Annotated in this window: 12 protein-coding genes; 5 read left to right on the top strand and 7 right to left on the bottom strand. The window is 68.3% G+C overall.

Annotated features, from left to right (window positions below; genetic code table 11):
• Position 1: 1 nt before the first annotated feature.
• Positions 2-763 (top strand): SDR family NAD(P)-dependent oxidoreductase, encoded by a 762-nt coding sequence (locus tag C8N38_RS00625; RefSeq protein WP_108022913.1) that lies wholly within the window; start codon positions 2-4, stop codon positions 761-763.
• Between the two features lie 286 nt (positions 764-1,049).
• Here the strand turns inward: C8N38_RS00625 and prfB are convergent, their stop codons facing one another.
• The 6 genes from prfB to C8N38_RS00595 form a co-directional block, all read right to left on the bottom strand.
• Complete coding sequence (gene prfB, locus C8N38_RS00620) at positions 1,050-2,177, bottom strand: peptide chain release factor 2 (protein ID WP_108022911.1); 1,128 nt, start codon at positions 2,175-2,177, stop codon at positions 1,050-1,052.
• Positions 2,178-2,284: 107 nt separating this feature from the next.
• On the bottom strand, positions 2,285-4,828 hold the full coding sequence (locus tag C8N38_RS00615) for a penicillin-binding protein 1A (RefSeq protein ID WP_108022909.1): 2,544 nt from the start codon (positions 4,826-4,828) through the stop codon (positions 2,285-2,287).
• Positions 4,829-4,966: 138 nt separating this feature from the next.
• Positions 4,967-6,964, bottom strand: a complete 1,998-nt coding sequence (locus C8N38_RS00610; protein ID WP_108022907.1) for a S8 family serine peptidase — start codon at positions 6,962-6,964, stop codon at positions 4,967-4,969.
• A gap of 86 nt (positions 6,965-7,050) precedes the next feature.
• Positions 7,051-8,301 carry a lytic murein transglycosylase gene (locus C8N38_RS00605; RefSeq protein WP_108022905.1) on the bottom strand — a complete coding sequence of 417 codons (1,251 nt, stop codon included), beginning with the start codon at positions 8,299-8,301 and terminating at the stop codon, positions 7,051-7,053.
• 19 nt (positions 8,302-8,320) lie between these two features.
• Positions 8,321-9,541 carry an N-acetylmuramoyl-L-alanine amidase gene (locus C8N38_RS00600; RefSeq protein ID WP_342750278.1) on the bottom strand — a complete coding sequence of 407 codons (1,221 nt, stop codon included), beginning with the start codon at positions 9,539-9,541 and terminating at the stop codon, positions 8,321-8,323.
• Positions 9,542-9,632: 91 nt separating this feature from the next.
• Positions 9,633-10,457, bottom strand: a complete 825-nt coding sequence (locus C8N38_RS00595; RefSeq protein ID WP_108022901.1) for a sulfite exporter TauE/SafE family protein — start codon at positions 10,455-10,457, stop codon at positions 9,633-9,635.
• Between the two features lie 939 nt (positions 10,458-11,396).
• On the opposite strand from C8N38_RS00595, the gene C8N38_RS21035 reads away from it, so the two are divergent.
• The 4 genes from C8N38_RS21035 to C8N38_RS00575 all read left to right on the top strand — a co-directional run bounded on the left by C8N38_RS21035 (position 11,397) and on the right by C8N38_RS00575 (position 13,879).
• On the top strand, positions 11,397-12,740 hold the full coding sequence (locus tag C8N38_RS21035; RefSeq protein WP_146176206.1) for a DEAD/DEAH box helicase family protein: 1,344 nt from the start codon (positions 11,397-11,399) through the stop codon (positions 12,738-12,740).
• Positions 12,737-12,937: a hypothetical protein gene (locus C8N38_RS00585; RefSeq protein WP_108022896.1), complete on the top strand. Its 201-nt coding sequence runs from the start codon at positions 12,737-12,739 to the stop codon at positions 12,935-12,937. Before C8N38_RS21035 ends, C8N38_RS00585 begins: the two co-directional genes overlap by 4 nt.
• Positions 12,934-13,245 carry a hypothetical protein gene (locus C8N38_RS00580; RefSeq protein WP_108022894.1) on the top strand — a complete coding sequence of 104 codons (312 nt, stop codon included), beginning with the start codon at positions 12,934-12,936 and terminating at the stop codon, positions 13,243-13,245. Before C8N38_RS00585 ends, C8N38_RS00580 begins: the two co-directional genes overlap by 4 nt.
• A 250-nt stretch (positions 13,246-13,495) precedes the next feature.
• Positions 13,496-13,879 (top strand): hypothetical protein, encoded by a 384-nt coding sequence (locus tag C8N38_RS00575; RefSeq protein WP_108022892.1) that lies wholly within the window; start codon positions 13,496-13,498, stop codon positions 13,877-13,879.
• Here C8N38_RS00575 and C8N38_RS00570 read toward each other — a convergent pair.
• A complete protein-coding gene (locus C8N38_RS00570) occupies positions 13,876-15,771 on the bottom strand; it encodes a methyl-accepting chemotaxis protein (protein ID WP_158272267.1) in 1,896 nt (631 codons plus the stop codon). The two genes, C8N38_RS00575 and C8N38_RS00570, sit on opposite strands and share 4 nt — an antisense overlap.
• Between the last annotated feature and the right edge of the window lie 38 nt (positions 15,772-15,809).

The raw sequence follows: 15,809 nt of genomic DNA, 5'->3' as shown, positions 1-15,809 counted from the left end.
CATGAAAAGCACAGCATCTATCGCAATCATCACCGGTGGCAGCAGAGGTATGGGCCGGGATGCCGCCCTCCACTTGGCTCAACGCGGCGTGTCTTCCATCATCACCTATCACACCCGGCAGGATGAGGCCGACAAGGTGGTTTCGGACATCCAGCAGGCTGGGGCACAGGCGGCCGCGCTTCAGCTTGATGTCGGCAAGGCGTCGAGCTTCCCGAACTTCGCTGACAGCGTTCGCACCACCCTCACCCAGATGGGAGCCGACCGCTTCGACTACCTGGTGAACAATGCGGGGATCTCCTCTACGGCGACCCTCGCAGACGGAACCGAAGCAGAATTGGACACTCAATTTGCGGTGCATTTCAAGGGACCGTTCCTGCTGACCCAAGCCCTTCTGCCATTGATGAGTGACGGAGGTCGCATCGTGAATATCTCCTCCGGGCTGACGCGCTTCGCCTACCCGGGCCGGGCAATCTACGGGCCGATGAAGGCGGCGGTGGAAACCCTGACACGTTACATGGCGCTGGAGCTTGGTCCGCGCGGTATCGCCGTCAACGTGGTCGCGCCCGGAGCGATCGCAACCGACTTCAGCGGCGGTGTCACTCGCGACAACCCTGAGGTCAAAAAGGCGCTGGCATCCCGCACCGCACTCGGTCGCGTCGGCGGCCCCGAAGACGTTGGCCCGGTGATCTCCAGCCTCCTCACGGATGACTTCGGTTGGGTCAATGGACAGCGGATTGAGGTTACGGGCGGCATGAATCTCTGACGACAAGTCGTGGTGGCATAACTCTTTCTCGATGGCCCTTTTCTCGTCAGTGGCCATCGAGAATGAGGGCTTTATCGGCGCCAGGGAAAGCCGCCACACGGAGCACGGTTTCCTGCCGCCACGAACGTCCGGAAAGTCCCGCATTGCTGACCACCGCGGGGATCGCCGCGACGGTCTGGATTGGGTCGGAATTGCTTGCCGGTTAGGTCGGAGTTGCCAGGCACGGCCCACCGGCAGGATTCAGAAAATTCGCCGGGCGCAGTCGGAAATGCGCAGCATTCGACAGTCAGTCCTCAGCCTGGGCCTCGGCCCGGGTCTTGCCCGACACTTTCAACGCCAGCGTGGCGGCCATGAACTGGTCCAGATCGCCGTCCAGCACCCCCTGCGTGTCCGAGGTCTCGACCCCGGTGCGCAGGTCCTTCACCATCTGATAGGGCTGCAGCACGTAGGACCGGATCTGGTTGCCCCAGCCCGCATCGCCCTTGGCCTCGTGCTGGGCGTTGATCTCGGCGTTGCGCTTGTCCAGTTCCAGTTGATACAGGCGCGATTTCAGGGCCTTCATGGCGATGTCGCGGTTCTGGTGCTGGGATTTTTCCGAACTGGTCACGACGATGCCGGTCGGCATGTGGGTGATCCGCACCGCCGAGTCGGTGGTGTTCACGTGCTGTCCGCCCGCCCCCGAGGACCGGTAGGTGTCGATGCGGATGTCGTTCGGGCTGACCTCGATCTCGATATTGTCATCGACCACCGGATAGACCCAGACCGACGAAAACGAGGTATGCCGCCGCGCCGCCGAATCGTAGGGTGAAATCCGCACCAGCCGGTGCACGCCCGATTCCGATTTCAGCCAGCCATAGGCATTGCGGCCGGTGATCTTGTAGGTGGCGGACTTGATCCCCGCCTCTTCGCCCGCGCTTTCCGATTGCAGCTCGACGTCATAGCCGTGCTTCTCGGCCCAGCGCACATACATCCGCGCCAGCATCGAAGCCCAGTCGCAGCTTTCGGTGCCGCCCGCGCCCGAGTTGATCTCGAGGAAGGTGTCGTTGGCATCGGCCTCGCCGTCGAGCAGCGCCTCAAGCTCTTTCGCCTCGGCCTTCTCGCGCAGCGCCTTCAGCGCGGCCTCGGCCTCCCTGACGACCTCCTGGTCGCCCTCGGCCTCGCCCAGCTCGATCAGCTCGACATTGTCCTCAAGTTCCTGACGGATGCCCTTGTAGGTGTCGATGGCATCGACCAGCGCCTGCCGCTCGCGCATCAGCTTCTGCGCCCGGTCGGGGTCGTTCCACAGCTCGGGGTCCTCGGCCATGGCATTGAATTCTTCCAGCCGGTGCTGGGCGGTCTCCCAGTCCAGACGCTGGGCCAGAAGCCCCAGCGACCTGCGGATGTCCTCGACGGTATTCTGCGCCTCTGCACGCATCGGGCGAAGCCTCGCTGATATAGTGTCAGGTGGGGGTCATATCCCGAGGGGCCGGGACGGGCAAGCGGGCGAGACCGGAAAGCGGCCCCCGACCGCCCGCCGTTTCGTCAGTAAAGCCCGCCCGAGGACAGCGTTCCGAAACTGGCCTTCGGCCCCACCACCGCCTTGCGCCCGGTCGAGGTGGTGACCTCTTCCGAGGGGACGTCTTCGCCGGTGTCCTGCTCGCCCCGGCCGAAAAGCGGCAGGTTCGAGCCCATGGCGAAGCCGCCATCGATCATGGCCCCGATGCCGAAGATCGGCTCTTCGCCCGCGCGGAAATATTCGGCCACCACATTCTCGCCCGACGCGTCATCTGCCAGACGCTCGCCGGAATAGCGGTCGATCTTGATGAAATGCCCGCCCGGCGGCACCTTGAACGGCCCGCCGCCATATTTGGCGGTGGCGACCTTCATGAACTCGTTGAAGACCGGCGCGCACATGGATCCGCCAAAGGCGCCGCCCCCCAGACTGCGCGGCCGGTCAAAGCCCATGTAGCAGCCCGCCACGATGTTCGAGGTGAAGCCCAGGAACCAGACATCGCGCGCGTCATTGGTTGTGCCGGTCTTGCCGGCCGTCGGCACGCCCAGATTGACGCGCCCCGCCGCCGTGCCGCGCTCGACCACGCCCCGCATCATCGAGGTCAACTGATAGGCGGTGATCGCGTTCATCACCCGCTCGCGGTCCGAGACCACGGTCGGCCCCTGCCCTTCGGGGATCGACAGCGTGCCGCAATCGGTGCAGACCCGGTCGTCATGGCGGTAGATGGTGCGGCCCTGGCGGTCCTGCACCCGGTCGACCAGCGTGGGCTCGACCCGCTCGCCGCCATTGGCGAACATCGCATAGGCCGCCACCATCCGGTAAAGCGTGGTCTCCTGGCTGCCCAGCGCATTGGCCAGATAGGGTTCGAGCCGGTCATAGACCCCGAATTTTTCGGCATAGCGGGCGACGGTGTCCATCCCGACCTCGCGCGCCAGCCGCACCGTCATCAGGTTTCGCGACTGCTCGATCCCGGTGCGCAGCGGCGTCGGACCGTAATACTTGTTCGACGAGTTCTTGGGCCGCCAGATCGTGCCACCGCCGGTATCGACCTCGATCGGCGCGTCGATGACGATCGTTGCGGGCGTGAACCCGCTGTCAAGCGCCGCCGCATAGACGAAGGGCTTGAAGGAGGAACCCGGCTGGCGCGTCGCCTGGGTCGCGCGGTTGAACACCGACGCCTGGTACGAGAACCCGCCCTGCATCGCCAGCACCCGGCCGGTATTGACGTCCATCGCGACGAAGCCGCCCTGGATCTCGGGCACCTGGCGCAGCGTCCAGCGGATAAAGCCGCCATCGTCGCCGGTCATGCGCCGCACCAGCACCACGTCGCCGACCTTGAAATTCGCGCGGAAATCGCCGCGCAGCCAGCCGATATCCTTGCGCGGCACAACGGGGGGGGCGGCCTCGGTCGCCTCGACGCCCTCGATCCCCAGCCGCATCTGCTGGTCCTCGATCTTCAGCACCACCGCCGGATGCCACGGCCCGTCAAGCCGGATGTCGCGCGGCACATCGGTCGCCGCCAGCGCGGCGCGCCAATGCTCCTCGGTATCAAGCTCGGCCGGGTCGATGGTCTTGCCGGTGCCGCGCCAGACGCCGCGGCTGCGGTCGTATTTCTCAAGCCCCCGGCGCAGAGCCTCTGCGGCCTCCTCCTGCAATTCGGGGTCGAGCGTCGCGCGGATCGTCAGGCCGCCGCCAAAGAATTCCTCCTGGCCGAAATCCTGGCTCAGCTGGCGGCGGATCTCGTCGGTGAAATAGTCGCGCGGCGGCAGGCTGGCGCTGAAGGGTGGGAAATCGCCGTTCTGCACCGTCTTCAGCGGCGCGGCCAGAGCCGCCTCATAGGTGGCGTCGTCGAGATAGCCGTTATCGTGCATCTCGTGCAGCACGTAGTCGCGCCGGGCGACCGCGGCGTCGTGGTTGCGCACCGGATGATAGTTCGAGGGCGCCTTGGGCAGCGCCGCCAGATAGGCAGCCTCTTCGGGCTTCAGCTCGCTCAGCGTCTTGTCGAAATAGGTCTGCGCCGCGGCCGCCACGCCATAGGAATTCTGCCCGAGGAAGATCTCGTTGAGATACAGTTCGAGGATCTGGTCCTTGGACAGCGTCTCTTCGATGCGGGTAGCCAGGATCAGCTCCTTGATCTTGCGCTCGCCCGTCCGTTCGCCACCCAGAAGGAAGTTCTTCATCACCTGCTGGGTGATGGTCGAGGCGCCCCGGACGTTCCGGCCCCGGCTTTTCACGGCATCGAACAGCGCCGCCGCCATGCCGCGCGCGTCATAGCCGTGATGGGTGTAGAAGTTCTTGTCCTCGGCCGAGATGAAGGCCGCCTTGACCAGATCGGGAATTTCCTCGGCGGGCACGAACAGCCGCCGCTCTTCGGCGAATTCGTCGATCAGCCGCCCCTCGCCCGAATAGATCCGGCTGATGGTCTTGGGCTGGTAGCTGGCCAGGTCCTCGTGATCGGGCAGATCGCGCGCATACATCCAGAAGACGGCGCCGATCATCAGGACGGCGGCCGCGACGCCCAGCGTCGCGAAAGAAAAAAGCGCCCCGATAAGGGACAGGAAGAACCGGATCACCCGCGCGTGCCTCTGTGCCGTTGTCGGCTCTCTATAGGGCTTCGCACCCGGCGGGTCAAAAGCAAGAGCCCCGGATCGGCGCCGCGCGGCCGGTCCCCGAGGTCACATCGGCGGGAGGTCGGGCCCCCGCCCCCTCGTTCAGGGCCGGGCACGCACCGTCATCGTGTCGCTGGCGGTCTGGCCCGCGCCGTCGGTGACGGTGACGCCGATCTCGTAGCTTCGGTTTTGCTCCAGCACGATCCCGACCCGGGGGCCGCTCAGGTCGGGCCGCACCAGCCCGTCGACCGTCCAGCGCGGCGCACAGCAGCCGATGCCCTCCTCGACATCGACGCTGCGCGCCTCGACGTCCAGCCTGCTGCCCATCTGCACCGCGGGCATGCCAAGACCCGGGCGCGGGCGCACGATCTCGACCAGCGGCGGGAAATCGGTTCCCGCAAAGCGCGCGGCAAGCGCCAGCCGGACCGGACGCTCGGCGTTCAGGAAGCGGCCGAGCCGCGGATCGGGCGCCTGCCCGGGCGGCAGGTCGGTGGCCCCGGACCAGGCGCCGTTCAGCAAAAGCTCGCGCAGCGCATCGGCGCCCAGCCCCGGATCGGCCGCCGCGATCAGCGCGGCCACCCCCGCCACCAAGGGCGCCGCGACCGAACTGCCCGAAACCGCCTGCGTCCAGCCCTGCGCGGGCGGCGACGTGCCCGCGCCCGGATCGGCCCCGGCCAGGATCGCCACCCCGGGCGCGTAGATGTCGATGCTGTCGCCGTCCTGCCCCGGCGTGCCGGGCATCGCCCCCACCGCCGAGAACTCGGCGATCCGCACGTCGTCCTGGCCCAGCGCGCCGACGCAGACCACACCGGTCAGTTCGCAAGGAACGCGCCGGGCGGTTTCATGGCACGCGCCCGGCACGCCCTCGACGCAGCGCACCGCGTCGATATCGGCCCGGTCGTTCCCGGCGGCGGCGACCGCCAGCGTTCCGGCGCGGTCGAGCGCCGCGATCCCCAGATCGAGCGCCACCGTCGACCAGGCCCAGAGATCGGGCACGGTGGCGGCAAAGCTCATGTTCACCACGCGGGGCACGGCCGCGGCATCGGGCGCGGTCCTGTCCGCGATCCACGCCAGAAGCGCCCAGCTTTCGAACCCGTCGAGGGTCTGCAGCTCGACCGGCCCCGCCACCGGCCCCGCCGGACCGGCCACGGCGCGCATATTGCCAACCGGCGCCGCCATGATCTCGGCCACATGCGAGCCATGCCAGGGACAGACCGCACCCCCCGCGCAGGCCCGGTCGCCCGGCCTGCCCGCCGCGGCGCCCCGAATCTCGGGCATCGAAAGATCGAGCGCGTCGTGAAACCCCTGATCGATCACCGCGAGCGGAATCCGGCTGGCGGCCATCGCACGGCCGGTATCGTCCAGAAGACCCGCCGCCTTCAGCAGATGCCAGGCGCCGGTCACCCCGATCCGCGCCGCGCCCTCGCCGTTGAGATAGGGAAGATCGAACGGGTTGACGAAGCCCGCCCCGGCGGGGGTGACGCCCTCCAGCAGGATCTCGTTGTCAAGCGCCAGCGGCTCGAAGATCCAGTTCAGCCCGACCGAAACCTCGCCCGCCAGCTGCAAGTCGAGCGCGGCGGTCAGCGTGTCCCGCGCGGCCTCGGAGGACACCTCGTAGACCCGGGTGAACCGGTGCGGCGACGCCGCCTCGACCCGGTCGAAGACCGCATCATCCGGCGCCCGCCGGGGGTCGAGCCGCACCCGCAGAAGGCTCAGCGTGCGGCCCTCGGGCGTGCCCGCGGTCAGCCGCAAGGGCTGGCCGATCGGGGTCCCGATCCGCGCCGCTGCCGCCTGGGTCGCGGCCGGGCTGTCGGCCACAAGGATCAGCTCGCCCAGCACAAAGCCCGCCGCGACCGCGCCGCTCCGGACCAGCCCGGCCGCCCGCAGCGGCCCGGGCCGCAGATCCTCGGCTCGCCGCTCAAGGGCCGGTTCGATCCGAAGCGCGGGCCGCAGGACGGGCCGCGTCCGGTCCTCGGGTTCGGAAAGGGCGATGCTGAACTTCTCGATGAGCGCGGCGGGATCAAGCCGCCCCGGATCGTCGCCTTGCGCCGCGGCCGTCCCGGCCAGGCAAATGGCAAGCGCAGGCAGGAAATGCCTCATGGCCAAAACCTCGGAAAATTCGAAACCGTCTAAAACCGACCGCGAGGATCGGCGCGGAAGGGCGCAGCTGTCAAGCGTGGGCCGGTTCAGCGCCCCAGCGCGGCGCCCATCCCCGGTTCGGGAAAGCAGGTCGCGGGACGGCCCGCGCTTTCCTGCCAGCGGCCGATCTCGCGCCGGGTCTTGAACCCCGGCAGCCCGTCCACCCCGCCGACATCGCGCCCCCGCGCCTCGAGCGCGCGCTGGATCGTGGCGATCCCGGCCCGGTCAATCCGACCCAGGGCCGCCCAGCGCCCGGAAAAGCCGCCCGAGCCAAAGCCGATCCGGTCGCCCAGATGGCCCACGTAAAGCGCGTAGAGATCGCTCATGTTATAGGCCTTGAGCACATAGAAATTGGGCGTCACCAGAAAGGCCGGGCCATGCCGCCCGGCGGGCATCATCAGAAAGCCCTCGCCCCGCCGCTCGTGCTCGGGGAAGGGGCGGCCCGACACGCGGGTCACGCCCAGAGCCTCCCAGTCGGCGATGCTTTGCCCCCGGTCGGGCCCTTCCAGCGTGCAGGAGACCGACGCAGGCACCCGCACCTCGAACCCCCAGTCGCGCCCGGCCTGCCAGCCATGGCGGGCCAGATAGGTGGCGATCGAGGCGACCGTATCGGGGCCCGAGCGCCAGATATCGGCGCGCCCGTCGCCATCGCCGTCAGTGGCATGGGCCAGATAGGAGGAGGGCATGAATTGCGGCTGGCCCATCGCGCCCGCCCAGCTGCTTTTCATCTGCGCAAGCGGCACCGGCCGGGCCTGGGCAATCTTCAGCGCCGCCACGAGTTCGTCGGCGAAATAGTCGGCGCGGGTCGACATGAAGCCCTTGGTGCCGAGGACGCGAAAGAGGTCATGACGGATCGGGGCGCGGCCATAGGCGCTTTCCCGGCTCCAGATCGCCAGCACGATCCAGCCCGGCACGCCGGTCGCGCGTTCGGCAGCCGTCAGCGCCCCGGCCTGGCGCACCGCCATCTGCCGCCCGGTGGTCGCCGCGCTCCGCAACCCGCCCTCGTCGAAATAGGCGGCGGGCGCGCCGAATTCGGCCTGGCGCTGCGGTCCGGGTGCAGCGGCCTGACCCGGCGGCACCAGATCGGGCAGATCCCAGTCCAGCCGCACCCCGGAAAACGCCGTCTCGAAGGTGGTGCGCGACACGCCCTCGGCCCGGGCGCGCGGCCAGATCCGGGTGTCGAGCCAGGTGCGGAACTGCCGCTCGACCGCCGCCCGGTCGACCGGTTGCGCCACCGCCGCAAAAGGCATGGCCATCAGCATCAGCACCAGAAGGACGGTTCGGATCACGGCGGGCATCGGGTCTCCTGTCCCCGGCCTAGCGGCGCAACAGCGCGGCCTCGGCGGCATCGGTTTCGGCCCAGGCGCGCAGGGCCTCGACGATCCCGGCCGCCGCCCGCGCGCGCCAGTCGGGCGAGGTCAGGTTCTCGCGGTCATCGCGCGAGGACAGGAACCCCATCTCGATCAGCACCGACGGGATGTCGGGTGCCTTCAGCACCGAAAACGCCGCCGACATGTGCGGCGTCTTGTAAAGCTGGCCGACATGGGCGCCGAGCCCGGCGACGATCGCCTCGGCCAGCCGTTCCGACCGGGGCTGGGTATCGGTGCGCGCAAGATCCATCAGAACGCCCGCGATCACGTCGTCCTTGTCGCTGAGATCGACTCCGGCCAACAGCGCGTCGCGGTCGTGGCGTTCGGCCAGTTGCGCCGACGCCCTGTCGGTCGCGGTGTCCGACAGGGTGTAGACCGTGGCGCCCGAAGCATAGCCATCGGCCAGCGCATCGGCATGCAGCGACAGGAACAGATCGGCGCGGGCGGCGCGGGCGATGTCGATCCGGGTTTCCAGCGGCACGAAGACATCCTCGGCGCGGGTCAGCACCGGGTCGAACCCGGCCCGGGCCAGTGCCTCGGCCAGCTCCTTGCCGAAGCTCAGCATCAGGCTCGCCTCGCTGATCCCGGCGCGCTCGGCCCCCGGATCGATGCCGCCATGGCCGGGGTCGATGACCACCCGCAGCGGGCGGCTGCCATCGTTGCGGCGGGGCGGCGGCGGCAGCGGCTCGGGCGCGGGCAGGCCCCAAAGCGCGGTCTGGGCGGGGGGGCCGGCCGGAGCAGCCGCCCGCGCGGGATCGGCCGGGCCAAGCTGCACCGTCAGGCGGGCGCGGCCCGAGACCGGATCGCGCGGCATCTCGGCCGAGGCCAGCGCCATCGGCGCCGCGAGGTCCAGCACCAGCCGCGACCAGCCCGGGCGGATCGTGCCCGCCCGCGCCGCCCTCACCCGGTCGCTGCCGGTCAGCGCAGCGGCGCTGATCCCGCGCCAGTCGACCTCGCGGAAATCGACGACCAGCCGCGGCGGCGCCTCGAGCGTGAAGACCCGGTAGGGCACCGGCTGGCTGAGATCGAGCTGAAGCGCAACGCCCCCGCCCGGCAGATCGTCAAGTGCAGACGCCGCCAGATCGGGCCTGGCCAGCGCCGACAGCGGCTCGGCCGCCGCCGGAGCGGCGACGCCCAGCCAAAGCGCGGCGAGCGCGCGAAAAACCAATGAAATTGCCGTCATAGCTGCTCGATCGCCCCGGTCTTTTCGGGCAGCATAGCGCATGCGGGCAGAGTTCGCCACGCTTGCGGCGCGGGTCTCAGAACCCGGCGGCCTTGCGCAGCATGTTGCCCGCGACGAGGATCAGGAAGACCGCAAAGACCCGTTTCAGCGGCTTGGGGTCCATCGCATGGGCCAGCCGAACGCCCAGAGGCGTCGTGATCAGCGTCATCGCGATGATGACCAGAAAGGCCGGGATGTTGACCGCGCCCAGCGTGAAGGGCGGCCGCGCCCCGTCGGGGATCTGCACGAAGAAGAAGCCCAGAACCGAAGGCACCGCGATCAGCACGCCAAAACCCGAGGCGGTCGCCACCGCGCGATGGATCGGCGCGCCATGGAGCGTCATCAGCGGCACCCCGAAGCTGCCGCCGCCAATCCCCATCAGCACCGACAGGAAGCCCACGACCGGGGACAGAAGCGCCCGCTTGAGGCCCTTCGGCATGGTGTCGCCTAGCCGCCAGTCGCTGCGCCCAAGTGCCATGTACAGCCCGACCGCCATGGCGAGCCCGCCGAAAATGCCCTGAAGCACGACGGACCGCAACGAGGCCGCGACCAGCACCCCGATGACCGCGCCGACTGCGATGCCGGGCGCCCAGCCCTTCAGCACCTGCCAGTCGACCGCGTCCTTCTTGGCATGGGACAACACCGACCGGGTCGAGGTCACGATGATCGTCGCAAGCGAGGTCGCCAGGCAGATCTGCATCAGATAGGCGCTGTCATAGCCGAGACTGTGGAAGGCGTAGAAGAAGGCGGTCACCAGCACGATGCCGCCACCGACCCCCAGAAGCCCGGCCAGAACGCCCGCGATCGCGCCGATCGCCATTAGCAGGACCAGCATGGCCAGAAGCGTCAGTGTGTCGGGCATCGCGCGTCTCCTTCGTCTTGCGGCCCGTGCTTATCCGAGCCCGGACGGAAGGGCCAGCCCGCTCCGCCTGCTTCGCTTCCGGACCAGGGCCGTCCGGGCGTGCTGCACGGGCAAAGCCGCTTTGGCGCCCCGCCCTCTGTCGGACGATTGGCCGGGGGCACCGGTGCCGGGCGGCTCGGACCCGCGCAGTCTGGGGGCTGACGCGCCTTTCCCTGGCTTCCTAAGTCCCCTTCGAGACGGCGCACGCGTCGCGCGGGGCGAACCGCGTCCGGCGAGCGGGGCGAGCCGTCATGCTCGGATTGATCCGGATCTCGGGGCGGACCGTTTCCGGCCATCCGATGTGCGGTCCGACAACTGCCTGTGAACCACGCATCAGCGGTTGGGCCGTTCGGTCGGGGACCGGCCAGCAGATCGGTCTTGTGTCGGTTGCACCATGCTCGTTCCCGGGCCCAAGAATAGATTTTGAAACAATTCGTGGGTTCCAAATGCGGTCACAAGCCCCCTTTTCCTCCGCCCAACATCCCGTTTCTTCTGCGCCTGGACGACGGCGAAAAAGGTTCAGGTCAATTCCGTGCAATCCGGCCAGTCCTGCGGCGCGCGCCCTGGGGGCCGCGGGCTGTGCCGACGGACCGCACCCGTCACGGCTTTCTCGGTCTCGCCGAGAACGCTCGAGCGCAGGTCCTTCGGACCGGTCTTGCGATCCTCCACCATCTCGCGCTTGCGCCACTTCGCGATGGCCTTCGAGTTGATCCAGAATGCCCGGCTCGGCGCCGCGGCTGAAGCTTGCGATCGGTTCGTAATGCGGTTCTGACCGCGCGCGTGCTCGTGGCGCAGCCGTGACCGCCTTGTCCCGTAAGGTTTCCGTCCACTGCAGCGAATGAACGCACCATAAGTCCTTAGGATCAAACACCTAAGGGGTGATTTCATAAGCAATCCCGAATGGCGATCCGGAACAGCCTGCGCGTTCGGTCCTGCTTTCCGGTTTCGAAGGAGCGGCGATTCATTGACACGATCCCGGGCTCAGAAACCAGCCGCTCCGCGCCAAAACCGATCAGACCGACATTCGGGTTGCTTTGGCCAGTCAGGCCCGCCAATCTCGGCTTGGACATTTGCAGCGAGACTTGGTTTTACCTTCGATGCTCGAAGATGCTTTCGCAAATTTCGGCGAACGCTTGGGGAATGCGCGACAGGGCACCAGGTGAATTTCATCATCTGGCCCATCATTCGGCAGATGTCGCCGCAGGTTCCCTGAGCCTGATTGAACAACTCAAATTCCGGGCACGGGCGAATGCGGCTCAGGGGCGGCCGGTGCCCGAGACCAGCGCTGGAAAGGCCGCAGCGGCCTTCCCTGCGGGGAAGGTTTCGGGCTACGATTGGCGGGCTCAGGACGCCGTCATGGGCCGCGCGCTTCCGGACCGGATTCCCCGAGATCGGGTGTTCGTCGGCACCGGGGCCCAGACCGGCGCTCAAGCATTTCTTCTGCGGCCTTCTCACGCTGGCGGACTGGATCGGATCCGACCGAAAGGCGTTCCCATTCGAAGGCAACTTCCGTCCGGACTATTGGAAGACCGCGCGCGGTCGCGCGAACAGGCGGGGGGCCGATATCGGGCTTGCCGAGGGCAGCTTGCACCTGCGCAGTGCGCCCGGCGGGGCCTTGATTTCCGGCCACCCGTCGCACGCCCCGCGCAGCAGGCCGTCGGAGCCCTGCCCGCCAACGAGCGCCTCGTCTTGCTGAAGGCCGAGACAGGATCGGGCGAGACCGAGGCCGCGCCTTGGCGCTTTGCCACTCTGCTGGCCGCCGGAGAGGTCGATGCCCTTTACTTCGCCGTGCCGACGCGGGCAGCGGCGCAGCACCTGCTGCGAAGGGTCCATGCCGCGCTCTTACGCATGTTCGACCCCGCCCCCGAGGCCATTCTTGCGGTTCCGGGGCAGCTTCTGTCGGGAGAGGCCGCAGGCAGGCCCCTGCCGGGCTTCGCAGGGCTTTGGGACGACACCACAACCCGGCCCGCGCGTTGGGCGGCCGAACATGTTGCGCGATGCCTCACAGCGCAAGTGGCCGTGGGGACGGTCGATCGGCTGGCCCTCGGGGGCTTGCGGGTGAAATATGGACATCTGCGCGGCAGCGCGCGGTCCCGGGCGCTTGTGGTGATCGACGAAGTACATGCGTCGGATGCCTGCATGACCGAGGTGCAGCTTGCGATGGTGCGCAGTCATCTTGCGCTGGGCGGTCACGCAATGCTGATGTCCGCAACGCTTGGGTGGCAGCGCGGCGCAAGTGGTTGACCGAGGCGGCGGCCGATCTTGCCACCGATATCGCGCGGCCCTTCCCGGCGATCGGGACCACCCGCGATGCGCAGCCAGTCGCGCCGGACAGCGACGCCGGCAAGGCGGTGCGGATCGAGATGCATCCTGGCCGGTCGCGCGATGCCGCTGCGGTCCCGGCTCTTCAAGCCGCGAACCGGGGGCGCGGGTTCTGGTGATCCGCAATACGGTGCGGCGCGCCCAGAAGACCTTTGCAGCTTGCGATGCCGCTCGCCCTGACCTGCTGCCGGCCGTCGACGGGCAACTGACCCTCCATCACAACCGCTTCGCAGCCGAGGATCGCGCGACGCAGACGCTGGAACAGTCGCTCGACCTTTGTGCCGATCTGCCGATCACCTCGCGCAACCACGACCTGAAGCGCGAAATCGCATTTGAGGCGGCGTCACAGGACTGGCTGTTCGCGCTGGTCAGCCCGCAGACGATGGAGGGGTTTGGCGTGGCCGGGAATGCGGCTTTGCCCGGATGAACGGTGGGTCGTCCTCGCGTGCCATGCTGACCCTGGCCCCGGCAAGGGCGAGGTCGGCCGAGATCGATCCGTCTGCCTGGCGGGCTCGGGATGTGCGCCGCCTGTTGTCGGGGCGCGCGGGGCTTTCCGGCAAGGCGCTGCCTTGGCTCGCCCGCCGGCCCGATGGCCGCTCGCTGGATTTCCAGGCGCTCGCCCCCCCCTGGTCATCGAGATCTGCCGCCGAATCCGGCTACCCCTTCACGACCGACAAATGGCGACAGAGCGCAGCACCTCGAAGGGACCAAGGGTCGCCGCGAAGGAGGCCCGCGGAAATACCGCCGATCCCTGGGCGTCGATCCATCTGACCGAGGGCAAGAGCCCGATTCCGGGCGAGCGGGACTGGACCCAAGCCCTGCTGGTCGATCTGCTGTATCGCGCGAACTGGCTGGTTCCGGTGCCCGCCCTGACCGAAGACGGATGCATTGACTCCCGGAACCGGGACAGTGTCCCCGACACCTTGTCCCGGCAGCCCGAAACGCAGGGCGCGAAGGTCAGGCAGCCTGATGCGTCGAACGTCGCCCGCGCCGGTCAAGGCGTTTCGGGCCGTCCTTCGAGGGGCCTTGCCGAAGCGGTTTGGGGCAGAACGCGCGCCTAGAAATCCTGCCAGCCGCCGTCGTTGACCGCCTGGCGCAAAGGGGCGCTCGGGACAGCTGCCGGCACCGGATCCGGGGCGGACGCAGCGAGACGGGCACGCGCCGGTGCGGGCGCAGTCCCATGTGCCGACGGCCGCCGCTTGAGATCGAACCGCGCCACAAGCCGTTCCAAGGTTGCGGCATCGGAGTTCAGCGTGGTGGACGCGGCCGTCGCCTCCTCGACCATGGCCGCGTTCTGCTGGGTGACCTTGTCCAGTTCGGAAACCCCGACGTTGATCTCGCCCAATCCGACCGACTGTTCCTCGGCCCCTTTCGCGATGTCGGCGACAAGACCCGCGATGTTGCCCACGCGTTCGACGATGTCGGTCAGCGCCTCGCCGGTGCGGTTGACGAGGGCCACGCCGGATTCGACCTCGTCGGAGCTGGTCGAGATCAGGGTCTTGATCTCGCGCGCCGCCTCGGACGAACGCTGAGCCAGCGCCCGCACTTCGGACGCCACGACGGCAAAGCCGCGGCCGGCCTCGCCCGCGCGGGCTGCCTCGACGCCCGCGTTCAGAGCCAGAAGGTTCGTCTGGAAAGCGATGTCGTCGATCACGCCGATGATCTGACCGATGCCGTCCGAAGATCGCTTGATGCGCGACATGGCCCCGACCGCGTCCTTCACCACCAAGCCGCTTTCCTCGGCATGGTTGCAGGCCCGCTTAACCACCTCGGCGACCTCTGCCGCGCCTTCGGCCGCGGCCCGCACGCTCGAGGTCATCTGGTCCAGCGCCGCGGCGGTCTCTTCGAGCGTCGCGGCCTGGTTTTCTGTCCGGTGCGAAAGCTCGTCCGCGGCGGTGCTGATCTCGTCGGTGCGGGTCCGGATCTCGGCCGCGTTCTCGGCGACGATGCCGATCAGGTCGTTCAGCGTATCGATGGTGGCGTTGAAATCCGTCCGCAGCCCTTCGTAATTCTCCGGGAACGGCTCTTCCAGCGACCGGGACAGATCGCCCGAGGCCATCCGCTCGAGCCCCGCCCGCAGGGTCTGGACCACATGCGCCTCTTCCTTCTGGCGCTGGCGCGCTTCCTCGTCGAGCCGGCGCGCCGCCTTCAGCTTGATGCGGAAGGCATCGGCCCGGTCGGCAATCCCACCGATCTCGTCCTGCCGATGCGCATGCGGCACCTCGGTCTCGAGATCGCCGCCCGCCATCCGTTCGAACGCGCCGCCAAGATCGCTGAGCGGGCGCAGCAGCACCCGCAGCATCACAAGCAACACCGCCATGGCGAGTGCGATCAGCACCGCGGTCACGACCAGCCCGGTCTGGCGCTGCACCGCGATCGCATGGTCGATCCGGCTGCGGTCGATGCCGACATAGAAGATCCCGATCGGCTGGCCCTCGGGCCCCATGATCGGCTGATAGACGGTCATGAACGGCCGACCGAGGATGATCGCCTCTCCGCTGTAGGTCTGGCCCTGCAACATCGCCGCCCTGACCGGATTGTCCCGGCCAAGCGGCGTGCCGACCGCGCGCGTGCCGTCGGGTTTCTGGATGTTGGTCGACACACGGACGAAGTCGTCGCTGGCGGCGTCCCAGGCGAAAAGGGTCGCGGTTTCGCCCGACAACCCGCCCACATGGTCGATCAGCGCGTTGTCCGTCAGGTCGGGCAAGCGGTCCCAGGTCACCCGGCTGACCGTGCCGTCGGGCGCGGTTTCAAACCCGATGCCGCCAAAACGGTTGTCGAACTGGTCGATCAGAATGCGCAAGGACGTGGTCTGGCGCTGTTGCGCGGCCTCGCGCATCGCCTCGGCGGTCTGGCGCTGAAGCACCACCCCCTGAACGATGCACAGCACGAGCACGAGCAGGCCCGTACCCAGCGTCAGGACGACCTTCAAGGATAGCTTGCTGAGGCGCATCGTGCCGTCTCCCGAAGGGGCCGGCGCCGCGGCCCTGC

Source organism: Rhodovulum kholense, assembly GCF_003053725.1.
GTDB lineage: Bacteria > Pseudomonadota > Alphaproteobacteria > Rhodobacterales > Rhodobacteraceae > Rhodovulum > Rhodovulum kholense.
This window is presented reverse-complemented; position numbering and strand designations above follow the sequence as displayed.